The following is a 13,559-nucleotide window of genomic DNA, read 5'->3' as shown; positions in this document are numbered from 1 at the left end:
CGCTTGATGCAATTGCATCTGCTAGTGCTTGGCTGTAACCGCCACCACCCCAGCTATTATTTAATACGCGTAAGTTAACGCCTGAGTTTTTAAGGCTAACCATGTAATCAATACACTTAATAGCGTCTGATGTTGAGCCATTACCCGCAGCATCTAAAAACTTACAACCAACAAGTGATACTTCATGGTTAACACCTACAACACCAATACCATTGCCACCACTTGCGCCAATAGTACCTGAAACGTGTGTACCATGGCCTTCGTCATCCATAGGGTCGCCACTGTCAGTAATGGCATTTATACCATGCACGTCATCTATAAAACCGTTACCATCATTATCAATACCATCTCCTGGTATTTCGCTGCTATTTACCCACATATTGCTAGCTAAATCACTGTGGCTGTAATCAATACCCGTATCGATTACACCTACCACTACATCGCGGCTACCTGTCGAAATATCCCATGCTTCTACTGCATCAATATCAGCGTCTGCTGTACCACCCGTTTGGCCATCATTATTTAAGCCCCAAAGCTCATCAAAACGAGGATCATCTGGCGTACGTGCAATGCTTACTTGGTAATCAGGCTCTACATATTCAATAGCTTGATGAGACTTTAAAAGCGCAATTGCGTCTTTAGTGCTCATTCCCGACACTTTAAACTTAGCTAAGCGACCTGAAAGTAAAGACGTATAGCTGTCATCAAGTTCATCTTTATTTAGATCAGTAATTTTAGCTTTAACTAATGAACGAGCCTGCTTACGCATTTCTTTCGTTGCATTACTTTTATATTTAACAATTATAGAATCACTGCTAGCAGTTACAGATTGCTTTACACCCACATCAGGAACTTTTGCAGCTGCTAAGCACGGAAGTAAGGCAAGAGTAATAATAGATAATTTTGTTTTCATTGTTCTATCCATAGTTTTTTTTGGGTTAGCTTAGATGCTCTAAGCACGTTCTTTCACTATTTCGAGTACAAGGGATCACATGGCATACCCTAAGGAAACAACCAAACTAATCATTTAACAAGTTAAAAAATAAAAACGTTGTTAAAACCAACAATTTTGACCAGTTAAAGTATAAAAAAAACACTAAAGACAGACCTTTTAATGAAATTCACGCAAAGCCATTTACCTAATAAAGGGTCGGATATTTTTACTGCTTTTAGATTGAATTAATAAAAAACCTCAACAACCGCACCATAACCCACTGAAAAATAAAAATTAAAAAATTGGTAAAAAATGATGATTTCAGAAAATACATTTGAGGAATACAGTAATTGGGTACTTAATAATTAACAGTTATTAAACGTAAGTTAAAAATAATGACAAAGCGTTTAGTGATAATTATTAACTACATCGAAAAATTTTACTTTAAGAGCTTTTCAAGCGGATCACAAAACATTATATCGGCACGGCATGCTGACACAGCAAATACCTTATAAAACCTATAAAATTTAAGGTGTTTGGTTTTAATATTTCAAGGAGAAAATAATGAAGTTGAACAAATCACTTTTAAGCTGCGCAGTTGCAATTGCAATGGGTACTAGCTTTGCTTCTTATGCAGATACTAACAACAAATCAGCATCAAGCTCAGAACTTGCTACCAACGTTTCTGTAGCAAGTGTTGAAAACTCAATGACTCTTATCCAAACTTTTAATGAAAATACTGCACTACTTACACAAGATGGTGATAGCAACACCATGCTTGTAACAACAACCGGTAATAATAACGAAACTGAAGTTGTGCAGAGCCAATTTGGTAATTATGCTGAAGTAATCACCACAGGTGACAACAACTTACAAGTATACAGCCAAGATGGCGTTGCTAATGGTTTTATCTCTGAAGTGACTGGTAATAATAATATGTTATTTGTTTCACAATTTGGCCAAGGCTTTTTTGTAAATAATGAAGCGATTAATATTGTAACTGGTGATGATAATATCATTGATGTTGAACAAGGCACTGGTGGTCACTGGTTCTACAACATGGATATGCAAGGTAACGCAAATGAAATTACCTCACTGCAAACCGGTGAATGGCATGAAGCAGAAATTACGATGCTTACAGGCGACGAAAATACTCTTGATTTAGTTCAAGACGGTTATTGGAGTACCTTTAAAGTAAGTAGTTTACAAGGCAATGACAACGAGCTTGAAGTTGAACAAGTAGGTGATCGTAACGCTGTAGCATTTAGTGCAATTTCTGGTGATGCAAATGAAATTGAAATTGAGCAAGATGGCTTAACTAATGCGGTAACGTTTGCAACTGTAATTGGGGACGACAACCAAATAGATTTAGATCAAGAAGGTTCACTTAACACAATTGAATCAAACTTATTTGAAGGTTCTAATAATGAGGTTTCAGCAACACAAGTTGGCGCTGAAAACTTAATGACAGCCGATTTAATTGGTGACAACAACGAACTAACTTCAATGCAAAACGGTGATTTAAACGAAGCCTACATGGGTGTAATTGGTTCAGACAATGAATTTACATCAGCCCAAATAGGTGATTTAAACTCGATTCACTTAGCTAACTTTAACGGCTCTGGCAATGATGTTGATTTAGTACAAGCTGGCGATGAAAATGCCGTACTTGTTCAATCTTCATACCCAGATGTAACGCTTACATCTAACGATAATGACATCGATATTGCTCAAGACGGCTCTCAAAATGAAGCAATTGTTACCCTTGCTGGCATTTTAGATAGTAATAATAACCAAATTGATATTGCACAAAGTGGCACGTTAAACCTTATTGATATGATGGTTGAAGGCAATAACCACAGCATTGATATTTCACAAACAGGTGAAGGTAACTGGGTTACTGGCGTTGAACAATCAGCATTTTTAGTTGGTGGTGAAAACGTATCGTTTAGTGTTACTCAAATTGGTAACGACAATATTGTTGAAGGCTCAGTAATTGGCTTTGACAGCACTGTATCTGTTACCCAAATTGGTGATGGAAACGCAGCAACAATTACTCAAATGTAATTGTTGAGGTGGGGAGAGCGATCCTCTCCCCTTTTTAAATTATGAAAAAAAATATTAACTTTAATCGTTACCTACTCACACTTTTCCTATGTTTTTCTGGGGCAACTCATGCTGCGGATGAACTAGAAATAGATGGCTTATTACTTGATAGAAGTATTAGCCGCTTTGGTCATCAATTTTATTATGAATTTTCAAACTACTGGCGAGATCTCCCTTCAACAGCTGGTTTTAATATTGAAATAAAAGAAACCGTAATACCAAAAGCGGGTACACAACTTTCTTTAATAATGAATAACCAACTTGTTTACGCGACTTATTTAGGTCGCAGATTAGAACCCCTCGATGAACGTGTTGAGCAAGCTGTTTATACAGTAATAGATGCAATGGCTCGCTCAAACATGGCTGCATCAACACCAGATATGGCTAAAGATGGATGGTAAAATGAAAAAAATAGCCCTTATAATAATAACAATATTAAGCTTTTCAGCTTCCGCGACTGAAATAATTTACACCCCAATAAATCCAAGCTTTGGTGGTAATCCACTCAATGCAAATATGCTGCTGAGCAAAGCACAGGCTCAAAATAAGCACAAGGCTCCGGTAATCGAAAAAGGTTACGCTGAACAATTTCAAGACTCTTTAGAGCGCACTTACTTAAACCGCATGGTAAGAGAAATTACCGATATGGCTTTTGGTGAGGATATTGAAGATAGTATTTTTAATCAGGACTCAATTTTTATGAGTGGTGATTATCAAATTGAAGTTATAACCAGCACAACCGATTCTATTACAGTAAAAATAACAAACATATTAGATGACTCTGTTGTGATCATTGAAGTACCGAGGTTTGGATAATGTATAAACTACTAATAACAATAACATTACTGGGTTTGAGCGGCTGTACAAGTTTAGGTAAGCTTATTCCACCATCACAGCAAAAAGCAATTAGCCTAGAGCCAACTGAATTATTTGCAGACTTAAAAAACTTACCAAAACCTGTTGGCAGCATTCCGGTATCGGTCTACTCATTTAGAGACCAAACAGGTCAATACAAACCACAAACTAACGTTAGTTCGTTTTCGACTGCCGTTACTCAAGGTGCTAATTCAATACTCGTACAAGCACTGCATGAATCTGATTGGTTTACACCTGTTGAGCGTGAAGGTTTACAAAACATTTTAACTGAGCGAAAAATTATTCGTGCAGGCCAAACTGATAACCCTAACCAGACTGAGTTACCTCCACTTACCACAGCTAAAATCATTTTAGAGGGCGGTATTATAAGCTATGACACCAATGTAAAAACGGGTGGGTTAGGTATGGAATACTTTGGTATAGGCGCATCTGAGCTTTACCGTGAAGATGCTATTTCAATTTATCTACGCGCTGTGGATGTTCGTACAGGCCAAGTGTTGCTTAGTGTGGCCACCAGCAAAAAAGTATTAAGCCAAGAGATGCGTGCAGGCTTTTTTAGATACGTAAGCTACAAACGTCTAGCTGAAGCTGAAGCCGGCTTTAGTGACAACGAACCTATGAGTATTTGTGTAACTCAGGCAATAGAAAAAGCACTGACAGACCTTATAACAAAAGGCATTGATAAAGGCTTATGGGCTAAAAAAGTGAGCTAATTACACAGGCCGTCATAACAAATAAAAAAGGCTACTAACAGTAGCCTTTTTTATGGGAGAAATTGAGATTATATATGCTATTTATTTAGCCATTGGTAATAAAACAGAAACGTAGCGCTGAGCCCAATTCGCAAGCTCCACCCTGTTACGTGAGTTAGTTTTTTTAAACGCACTGTACAAATGTGTTTTTACAGTGTGGTCGCTAATGTTGAGCTTATCAGCAATTGTATTGTTACTCGCACCTTGTGCAATTAAATGAATAACGGACTTTTCTCGCTTTGTTAAATGATCGTAATCGTCCTGCTTTAATTCAATGTCGTCATGTAGGTTATTAAATGATGATGCCACGGCTAAAATGTCGTTAAAAGCTTTTGAAATCACTTTACGCGTAAACCAAAGCTCGCCAGTATCAACACGAACTAACCCTTTAAAAATATCTTCTGGCGCATCAGATTTATAAAAAACACCATTAAAATGGTTAAGCAATAAGTTTTGCTCGCACACATCTTCTTTATCAACATTAAAGATAACAACACTATGGTGTTTAGCTAAACAAATAAGGTCTGCGGGAATGAGATCTTGCCATTTGCTTTTAGCACCATCTATTAAAAACAAATCATAATTTGCACGCTGCTCAGCTTTAGGAATAACATCGTCCATTTTAATATCACCAAACAAGGCCTGTAGTGTTCTTAAAATAGCTGTGTAGTTGTGTGAATGAAAAGATGATTGAAATGTAGTTTTTACGAATACTGAGTTTTTATGGGGCATAAATTTCGTCCTTGAAACATTTACACTACATTACCTAAATCAAATACAACTTACAATGAGATTTTGGTATTAAAATAAAGTTATCGTTTCTCATCCTAAAACAGATAAAAACCTATTAAATCAATACATAACCTGCATTACTTTTGTTTTAACAATTTTTTGTAAGATAAATAACAGATCGGATTAGTAGCTTAGTAATTATTAAAACCTTAAATATACATTATCGTAAACTAAGCTTTAGGGGTAATTATTCTATCGTCTCTTTTAATTTATTCAGCGCATCAACCGAAAAACCTCGATCATAAAAATATAAAATTTCGCCGCTGCTATTTATAAGTACCACACGAGAGTTATTTGGGCTTTGATTACCTGTAAACTTTTGAACTGTCTCGCCATCTTTATAAATAGTGATTACCCCACCCCATAATTCTTTAGGGATGCCTTTGCGCATACCGCTGTCTATAAATGCGCTAAACATACGTGGTGCCATGCCGGCAATGGTTGGTAGTTCGTATGTAGGGAGCGTTACNCCCGCCATATCTAAACCAATTAACCAACGGTCTATATCAAACTGGCTGTCTTGCTTGTACCCAATGAGCAGTAGTGTTTTATCTGCTTTAAAATCACTAGGTATAGTCACCATAGTTTGCTCTAAGCTTTCACCACTAATGCTTGGGAACTGCTTACCTGTTAATTGCTGGTTTGGGTACTGTGTTGTACATGCGCTAAGTAATAAAAGTGCAAAAGCACTTAATGTTAATTTGATCATAATAAACCTAATATTTATAAATTTCATACCGATACGTTTAGTATGGCAGCTGAGATCTAAAAATGCTGATTAGTTATATAATTTTTAAATTTAGACGCAGTCATGGGCTTACCGTACTTCCAGCCTTGTCCGTAATGCACACCCGCTGTTTTTAAAATGGCTTCTTGCTCAGTGGTTTCAATTCCTTCTGCTACACAGGTATAATTAAACTTATGCACAAGTTCCATAATATTTGGGATCATAGAGGCTTTTAAGCCCTCAGTTGTTATATCTTGAACAAACGTACGATCAATTTTAAGTTGATGAAAGCTCAAATTTTGTAAATTTCTTAAATTCGAATAACCCGTACCAAAGTCATCTAATGATAAGTTAAATCCCGATTCAACCAAGGTTCTAAAATGAGCATGCGCGATGCTTGTATCAAGGTATTCGTCTTCCGTTATCTCTAAACAAATAATAAAGCGTGAATTGGTAAGCTCTGTAATTTGTGGCAGCAACGACACGTTACCCAGCTCTACATCACACGGAAATATATTAAGCGACACTTTGAAGCCTTCAGGCAATACCTCTATAGAGGTTAGCTCTTTGATTGTAGTGGCAATCATGGCCTCAGTAAAAGTCCAGGTTAAATTGTTTTTTCTAATAACCGGAATAAACTCATCTGGAAATAAAACACCGTACTTATCTTCAAAACGTGCAAGTACCTCGCAACCAATCAGCTTGCCACTTTGCAAACAAATAATAGGCTGGTAAGTCCAATAAAATGATCCCTTTTTGAGTCCTTTACGAATACGCTGATTAATAGAGCGACGTGCAGCAATTCTTGCATCAACTATTAACGCACTCGATATTCCCGCTAAACAGGTTAAAATTAACGAAATTATTAGTAATAAGTGGTTATTAGAAAAAAACAGACTCCAAGGTAAGTGCACTACCACACAATATTGGCTACTTGCAGAACTGCAAACTAAATTAGTTTCGTAAGGAAAGAAAACATTGTTTTTTACTTGAAGGTAGAGATCCTCTTTACCTGCTAAATGATGCAAAGTATTTGGTGTTTTATAAACAACTTCCCAATCTGGCACAGTAATGCCAATGTTGGTAAAGGGAGTACTCTGCATAATTAAATTATAGTCCCCTTGTCTGACTATAATTACCTCCATAGGGCGCTCACTAAATAATAATAGATAAAGCTCTGGCTCAAAACGAACCCTCACCTGTTCATCATCTCGAATAAAGTCAGGCTGTTTGTCGTTAATTGGTTTACTTAATAAGCCTGCACCCGTAGTACAAACTAGCTGATTATCTTTAAAAAAACCTATATCAATTACATATTTTGCGTCAAATAAAGCTCGGCGCATCTCAAGAAGAGTTGTGTTGTCACACTGTTTAAACGCAAGCTTATTTAATGGGGTAAGTATTCGACGCCGCTCTGCAATTGCACCTTCTACATGAGTGAGAATATACTCAGCATCTGACTTTGTTTGTGCTGTTAATTGCTGCGCTGCAAAATTGAGTAAAATTATACAGCCAGTTATAAAAACTAACACTCCGGTTAGAACGGCTATAATAGATTTTTGTTGGTACTTTTTCATAGCATCTCGAAGTTGTTAATTTATATCACTACTTTATAAGATGATTGCATAAGTCGCATTAAATTCACACAGATAGATTTAACAATTATTGAGTGAGTTTTGAACCAATTGCGCTATTTTAAAGCCTATTGCCAAATGTTGGATATCATCAAAATGAATCCCATCACCATCTGTTATGTTAATGAACGAGTTAAAATCAATAAAAGCGCACTTATTATTAGCTGCAACGCTTTTAAATGCACTAGAGAGCTTTGTTACTTTTGTATCAGCCTCTTCATAAATACGTGAATACTGCTCGGTAATTCTTATTTTAGGTGGGCTAGCAATAATAATCTTAGGAGATTTTAAAGTACTACCTTGCTGATAATAAATGTGTATTGAGTTAATTAAATCATTCAAGCCATCTGCTATTAAAGTAGGTGTTAAATTAAAACGTTTTTTAAGATCGTTTGTACCAAGAGCTATAATAATAAAGTCGAGATCATGCTTATCCAAATAAGGCTTTAAATAGCTAACACCATTAAGCACACCGTCAAACGGGGGATTATGCACTAACGTGCGATTAGGTTGCCCTGCCTCTATTACGTTAAAACCACACCCTAAGTTTTTATTTAAAAGTGATGTCCAACGGGTATTTTCATCAAAACGTTTACCCGTTACAGGGTTTAAGCCCCATGTATTTGAATCCCCAAAGCAGAGAATATTTTTTATTATTTGAGTCATTAAAATGGGTTGAGCGTATAGCCTTGCTGTTGAAGTTGTGCGTGAGCGGTCATAGCTGAAAGCGACATTTTTACACCCTCAATTAAAAGCGCTGGCGTTACTTTAAAGTGAGTAGCAGATTGCCCGCAAACATACACTTTAGTGTTGTTTGCTAGTAGCTGCTCAATTAACGCTTGGTTTTTATTGTCAGCGTTAAAGCGTTTTTTATATTCGCTATTAGCTAACACATCAACACTTGCGCTGCCGTGCACAACTAATGCAAGTTGTATGTTTTCAGGCTTTACGCCATGCGCCACATGCATGTTAATAAAACGCGCTAGCGAATTTATTGAATTATTTTGCGCGCCTTTTTCAGCGCCATCAGCAACATCAAATGCTATTTTAAATACCGTAGCGTCATTAATTTCATCATGCTCGGGTACATTGTAATAATTACCATATCCCTTAATTGGTTGCTCTGTTGCATATATTAAAGGGCTAAAAAGCAGCACTAACAATAGTAAATATTTCATAAAACAGTCCTGTGTTTTTTAAGATTATTACTAAAATACCAGAGACAACCAAAAAAGGCTGCAATTTAAGCAACCTTTTGGGTACTTTTATGGCTGTGGTTAATAAACTGCATACCTAAATAACTAAACGTATTTTTAAACTGCTCTACAAAACAGGCGGGGGCTTCACTTGATGACGCATTAGAAAGCACTGAAAAATGCTTACTACGTAAACTACGAAGCTTAGGTTTTAATACTTCATCGTCCATATAATCGGTTATTCTATCGATAAATAATTTCATTTGTACCGTGGTGCTGTACCAATAAACAGGAGACGCAAACACCCAATGATCATATTTTAAAAGTGCTTCAAACACAGCGTAAAAATCATCATTTTTATAGTTTTTGTTATAGCAATACGGCGCAATTTTATAATCATCTAAGCATATTACACGCACATTATTTTGCTCTGCAAATCCATTAACGTGCGCCTGTGTATTACCATTTTTGCGTGCGCTTGAATAAATAATAACAGTGCTACGCACAAGTTTTTGTTGCATTTAGTTAGCTCCTTTTTTAATGTTGAAAGAAGCTTAAAACCTCAAGTTATATTGAGGTCAAACGGAAATTAAAAATAATGCCAATAGATCAAAAAAAACTAACAGAGGCCAACTTAACCGTGGGTTATGTAGCAAAGCGTAGCGGCGTAAAAGTATCAACCCTGCATTTTTATGAAACCAAAGGACTAATACGTAGCTGGCGAAATGGCGGCAATCAACGCCGCTATAAAAAAGATGTACTGCGCCGTATAGCGGTAATAAAAGCCGCACAAGCAATGGGAATAACCCTTGATGAAATTAAACAAACACTGGCAACATTACCTGATCAGCGCACACCTACGCAAAAAGACTGGGCAGCCCTTTCAAAGCAATGGCAAGCACAGCTGGACGAGCGAATAGCATATATGCAGCGTTTGCGCGATCGCGTTGATGGATGTATTGGCTGTGGGTGCTTATCTATGAGTAAATGCCCTATTTATAACAAAAACGACCACTTAGGCGAAAACCAAAGTGGTGCTATTTTGTTAGAGCGAGATTGAGGGCTAGATTAAAGTTAATCTAAGCCGCTTAGCCCCTCTCTCGCCGCTCGGTATAGAGCGCCTAGGGTTGAGTCGAATACAGATTTTATAAAGCTATATGTAAGCTCCACCGCTTTACTAATTACTTTGCCTGCAAACACTAACATATGCCCTAGTAAACCTAAGGTTTGTGTTGCAAACGAGGCTGACGCTTTAGCTATTTTATCTAAAGTACGCGCCAACATATCGTAAAAAGTGAGCCCAGTACCAATAGCAGCTTGAGCTGCTACTGCACTGTAATAGCCCGCATCTTTTAAAAGTGTGACTAACGCAGCCCCTAGCTTATCAGCCCAGTGAGAAGTAAAAGAGGCTTGATTTCTATCTTCAAATTTTAGACGCACAGGGGTACTCAAAAAATGATTAGCTTGAATGGTTAAGTTGTTCCAATTATTACTATTGGCTGTGTTTATATAGCCAGGCGTACCATTGAGGGTATGGGCAGCACCTTTTAAACCTTGCCCATTATCTAAGCGTATTTCTTGACCGCTATAAGGTGCATGCGAGAACGGCCACAAAGGTACCTTAGCAACTGGGTCTGCACCATGAGTACAGCGATAAATTTTATCAATTCTCGATGTCGCAGCCCGAGAGAAGTTTTCAAGCCCAACGCGCGGTGAGCCAAACGTATATAGCTTTACAGGTATTGAATATTCAGCTCTAATCCAATCGGCAGAAAGCGTCGCTAACGCACCACCCAAGCTATGGCCAACTAAATGAACGCAACCAGTCACTTTATCTTGAATATTCGCTGCTATAAACTCTTGCAGCGCAGGCTTCATACTATAAAAGGTCTTATTAAAACCAGCATGCACCATACTGCCATTTGACCCACCACTCACACCAAAGTGCCCATCGGTTAATCCATCTCTTAGCGAGTTAGTACCTCGAATTGTTATAACCGAATCACCCTGATAATCGCCAAGCCCATGCCCTACTAAAGCAAAACCCGTACTTAAATTAAATAAATGGGAGAAAAAACCGCCCGTTACCCCTTGTACTGCGCCAGGGTTAACTGAAAAGTTAAAATTGTCGCGCAAAGATGCATGAAGTGAACGATGAAGTAAGTTAGTGGTTTTTATTAAGCGACAATTACGGTGGCCGGTCTAGCGACAATTATCTTGGCCGGTTGATCTGATAAGGTTCGGTACAGCAGAACGGAGGAGTTCACTGTGCCGGGAACACGAATCACTGATCAGCAGGTCACTATTTATATGAAACATAGAAAGCGTAATAGCCAAGTTATCGCGGCTGCGAAAGCAGGTATTTCTGAACGTTCAGCAAGGCGCATTGATAAACTGGATGAGCAGCCATTGTCTAATAAACGCCAATGGCGAACACGTATAGATCCACTTGAATCTATCTGGGACAGTATTGTTGTCCCTCTACTTCAAGGTGATGCTACGTTAACTCCAGTGGGAATTTTTGATCATCTTTGCGAGTTTCACACCGACAAATTTAACCCGAGCTCACGGCGTACATTAGAGCGTCGAATTCATAAATGGCGGGCACTGTATGGCTCAAGCAAAGAGGTCGTATTCCTGCAAACACACGAGTATGGCCTATTAGGTATATGTGATTTCACACATGTGAAGTCACCCGTTACCATTGCTAGTGAACCCCTTAAGCATATGTTGTTTCATTATCGTATGCCCGCCAGNGCGGTGAAAGCTTTGCTGCTTTTTCTGATGGTGTGCAAAACGCATTTAAAGCAGCCGGCGGTGTGCCTAAAGAAGTGCGTACAGACAGTCTCAGTGCCGCCTATCGTAATCATACTAATGATAATGATTTTACAGAGCGCTTTAATGAGCTAGTTATCCATTATGGCTTTAAAGCGACCCGTAATAACCGCGGTATTGCGCATGAAAATGGGGCTATTGAGAGCCCTCATGGGCATCTTAAATCGCAACTGGAGCAAGCATTAAAAATCCGTGGTAGTTATGACTTTCAGACAAGAGAAGTCTATGAATCGTTTGTTGCAGACATTGTTGCTCGCCGTAATCGCCGTGTAAGTGATAAGTACGCAGTAGAGCAGCGACAATTACACGCTTTACCACGGACGATGAGCGTCAATTACACCGAGCATTATCTAACGGTGTCACGTACGAGTACTATTTCATTGAAACGTGTTACCTATAGCGTCCCGTCACGCCTTATTGGTAGCCGATTACTTGTTCGTTTATATGACAACCGCTTAGAGCTGCGCTATGGCAGCGATTTAGTTCAAACGTTAGCGCGTGTCTATGCTTCTAAAGGGTGCCGTGCACGCAATATTAGTTACTTGCATGTTATTGACGCATTGGTTAAAAAACCATTGGCATTTCGCTACTCACAACTACGTGACGACTTACTCCCAAGCGACAATTACAAAGCTATTTGGGAATACGTTAATACTCATCTTTTAGCGGATGAAGCGAGCTATTACATGGTAAAACTGCTCCATTTAGCAAAACAAAGTGGGTGTGAACGTCAATTAGGACGATTTGTAGCAGTGTCAATTACTCAGCGACAATTACCGGCCATCCGAGAATGTGAAGCGCAATTTTTAGTGATTGCATCAAACATACCCACAATAAAAATAAAGCAACACAGCTTGAGCGCTTATAGCAGCATGATACCGGGAGGTCTACATGGATAACTTCACGGCCTCGTTACCTTTAATGCTGAAACAATTAAAGCTTAGCACCATGCTTCAACAGTGGAATACCCTGGGAAAAAAAGCGATGGAAGAACAATGGAGCCCGCAGCAATACTTGTCTGAGCTGTGCCATGTTGAACTTGCGACACGCGATGACAAACGCCTTCAGCGGCTTTTAAAAGATGCAAAATTGCCAATGGGTAAACACCTTAGCAGCTTCGACTTTACCCTTGTTGATGGGGTTAGTAAGCCCCTTGTTGCTGATTTAATAAATCAGCCGGATTGGTTGAAGCACGGTGGCAATATATTGTTATTTGGCGCCAGTGGTCTTGGTAAAACGCATATCGCCAGTAGCATCGGTTATGGCCTTATCGAGCAGGGCCATAAAGTTAAGTTCGTTGCCGCGTCAGCGATTGTTCAACAACTCCAGCAAGCAAAGCGACATTTACGCTTGCAAGACGAACTTGTAAAGCTCGATAAATACAGCTTATTAATCGTTGATGACGTTGGTTACGTTCGAAAAACTGAACAGGAAACGAGCGTGCTGTTTGAATTGATAGCCCATCGCTATGAGCGACACAGCATGATCATCACATCAAACAAATCATTTGAGCAATGGGATGAACTATTTGAAGATTCAACGATGACAGTCGCGGCAATCGATCGTTTGGTTCATCATGCCACGATTATTCATTGTGAAGGTGACAGCTACCGACGCAAAACAGCGCTCAATAAGAGTAAATAAAATTCGGTATCAACCGGCCAAGATAATTGACGCGGAACCGGCCAAGTTAATTGACGCTAGATA

14 protein-coding genes and 1 pseudogene are annotated in these 13,559 nt (G+C 38.6%); 7 read left to right on the top strand and 8 right to left on the bottom strand.

Annotated elements, in window-relative coordinates:
- Positions 1-913: S8 family serine peptidase (locus L652_RS0111135; RefSeq protein WP_024603454.1), on the bottom strand; the 913-nt coding region annotated here is incomplete at its 3' end.
- Between the two features lie 585 nt (positions 914-1,498).
- Here L652_RS0111135 and L652_RS0111130 point away from each other — a divergent pair.
- The 4 genes from L652_RS0111130 to L652_RS0111115 are packed head-to-tail and all read left to right on the top strand — an operon-like array spanning position 1,499 to position 4,629.
- Positions 1,499-3,001 carry a curlin gene (locus L652_RS0111130; RefSeq protein ID WP_024595595.1) on the top strand — a complete coding sequence of 501 codons (1,503 nt, stop codon included), beginning with the start codon at positions 1,499-1,501 and terminating at the stop codon, positions 2,999-3,001.
- A gap of 41 nt (positions 3,002-3,042) precedes the next feature.
- Complete coding sequence (locus L652_RS0111125; protein ID WP_024595596.1) at positions 3,043-3,441, top strand: curli production assembly/transport protein CsgE; 399 nt, start codon at positions 3,043-3,045, stop codon at positions 3,439-3,441.
- On the top strand, positions 3,431-3,856 hold the full coding sequence (locus L652_RS0111120; RefSeq protein ID WP_024595597.1) for a curli assembly protein CsgF: 426 nt from the start codon (positions 3,431-3,433) through the stop codon (positions 3,854-3,856). Before L652_RS0111125 ends, L652_RS0111120 begins: the two co-directional genes overlap by 11 nt.
- The gene (locus L652_RS0111115) at positions 3,856-4,629 is read left to right on the top strand and encodes a CsgG/HfaB family protein (protein ID WP_024595598.1); all 774 of its coding nucleotides are present in this window, start codon (positions 3,856-3,858) and stop codon (positions 4,627-4,629) included. Before L652_RS0111120 ends, L652_RS0111115 begins: the two co-directional genes overlap by 1 nt.
- 81 nt (positions 4,630-4,710) lie before the next feature.
- On the opposite strand, the gene L652_RS0111110 is transcribed toward L652_RS0111115, so the two are convergent.
- From L652_RS0111110 to L652_RS0111085, 6 genes are all read right to left on the bottom strand, one after another.
- Entirely contained in the window at positions 4,711-5,400 is a 690-nt protein-coding gene (locus L652_RS0111110) for a LuxR C-terminal-related transcriptional regulator (RefSeq protein ID WP_024595599.1), read from the bottom strand.
- Positions 5,401-5,647: 247 nt separating this feature from the next.
- Positions 5,648-6,169 (bottom strand): hypothetical protein, encoded by a 522-nt coding sequence (locus L652_RS0111105; protein WP_024595600.1) that lies wholly within the window; start codon positions 6,167-6,169, stop codon positions 5,648-5,650.
- Positions 6,170-6,225: 56 nt separating this feature from the next.
- Positions 6,226-7,764 (bottom strand): EAL domain-containing protein, encoded by a 1,539-nt coding sequence (locus L652_RS0111100; RefSeq protein WP_024595601.1) that lies wholly within the window; start codon positions 7,762-7,764, stop codon positions 6,226-6,228.
- A 78-nt stretch (positions 7,765-7,842) separates the two neighbouring features.
- Positions 7,843-8,478: an SGNH/GDSL hydrolase family protein gene (locus L652_RS0111095; protein ID WP_024595602.1), complete on the bottom strand. Its 636-nt coding sequence runs from the start codon at positions 8,476-8,478 to the stop codon at positions 7,843-7,845.
- Positions 8,479-8,486: 8 nt separating this feature from the next.
- Positions 8,487-8,999, bottom strand: coding sequence for a DsrE family protein (locus tag L652_RS0111090; RefSeq protein WP_024595603.1), 513 nt, complete (start codon positions 8,997-8,999; stop codon positions 8,487-8,489).
- Positions 9,000-9,064: 65 nt separating this feature from the next.
- Positions 9,065-9,538 (bottom strand): flavodoxin family protein, encoded by a 474-nt coding sequence (locus tag L652_RS0111085; RefSeq protein ID WP_024595604.1) that lies wholly within the window; start codon positions 9,536-9,538, stop codon positions 9,065-9,067.
- 77 nt (positions 9,539-9,615) lie between these two features.
- Between L652_RS0111085 and soxR the strand changes: the two genes are divergently transcribed.
- On the top strand, positions 9,616-10,077 hold the full coding sequence (soxR, locus tag L652_RS0111080) for a redox-sensitive transcriptional activator SoxR (protein WP_024595605.1): 462 nt from the start codon (positions 9,616-9,618) through the stop codon (positions 10,075-10,077).
- A 14-nt stretch (positions 10,078-10,091) separates the two neighbouring features.
- Here the strand turns inward: soxR and L652_RS0111075 are convergent, their stop codons facing one another.
- The gene (locus L652_RS0111075; RefSeq protein WP_024603453.1) at positions 10,092-11,153 is read right to left on the bottom strand and encodes a lipase; all 1,062 of its coding nucleotides are present in this window, start codon (positions 11,151-11,153) and stop codon (positions 10,092-10,094) included.
- A 132-nt stretch (positions 11,154-11,285) separates the two neighbouring features.
- On the opposite strand from L652_RS0111075, the pseudogene L652_RS01000000123690 reads away from it, so the two are divergent.
- Both L652_RS01000000123690 and istB read left to right on the top strand, forming a co-directional pair.
- Positions 11,286-12,751: pseudogene (locus tag L652_RS01000000123690) on the top strand (IS21 family transposase).
- On the top strand, positions 12,744-13,496 hold the full coding sequence (istB, locus tag L652_RS0111065) for an IS21-like element helper ATPase IstB (RefSeq protein ID WP_008108712.1): 753 nt from the start codon (positions 12,744-12,746) through the stop codon (positions 13,494-13,496). The pseudogene L652_RS01000000123690 and the gene istB overlap by 8 nt, the downstream one beginning before the upstream one ends.
- Positions 13,497-13,559 lie beyond the last annotated feature (63 nt).

Origin of the sequence: Pseudoalteromonas sp. TB25 (assembly GCF_000497995.1) — a bacterium.
Classification (GTDB): domain Bacteria; phylum Pseudomonadota; class Gammaproteobacteria; order Enterobacterales; family Alteromonadaceae; genus Pseudoalteromonas; species Pseudoalteromonas distincta.
This window is presented reverse-complemented; position numbering and strand designations above follow the sequence as displayed.

Coding starts and splice junctions, on each gene's coding strand:
- L652_RS0111130 (WP_024595595.1), top strand. CDS start 1,499: ATGAAGTTGAACAAATCACTTTTAAGCTGCGCAGTTGCAATTGCAATG.
- L652_RS0111125 (WP_024595596.1), top strand. CDS start 3,043: ATGAAAAAAAATATTAACTTTAATCGTTACCTACTCACACTTTTCCTA.
- L652_RS0111120 (WP_024595597.1), top strand. CDS start 3,431: ATGGATGGTAAAATGAAAAAAATAGCCCTTATAATAATAACAATATTA.
- L652_RS0111115 (WP_024595598.1), top strand. CDS start 3,856: ATGTATAAACTACTAATAACAATAACATTACTGGGTTTGAGCGGCTGT.
- L652_RS0111110 (WP_024595599.1), bottom strand. CDS start 5,400: ATGCCCCATAAAAACTCAGTATTCGTAAAAACTACATTTCAATCATCT.
- L652_RS0111100 (WP_024595601.1), bottom strand. CDS start 7,764: ATGAAAAAGTACCAACAAAAATCTATTATAGCCGTTCTAACCGGAGTG.
- L652_RS0111090 (WP_024595603.1), bottom strand. CDS start 8,999: ATGAAATATTTACTATTGTTAGTGCTGCTTTTTAGCCCTTTAATATAT.
- L652_RS0111085 (WP_024595604.1), bottom strand. CDS start 9,538: ATGCAACAAAAACTTGTGCGTAGCACTGTTATTATTTATTCAAGCGCA.
- soxR (WP_024595605.1), top strand. CDS start 9,616: ATGCCAATAGATCAAAAAAAACTAACAGAGGCCAACTTAACCGTGGGT.
- istB (WP_008108712.1), top strand. CDS start 12,744: ATGGATAACTTCACGGCCTCGTTACCTTTAATGCTGAAACAATTAAAG.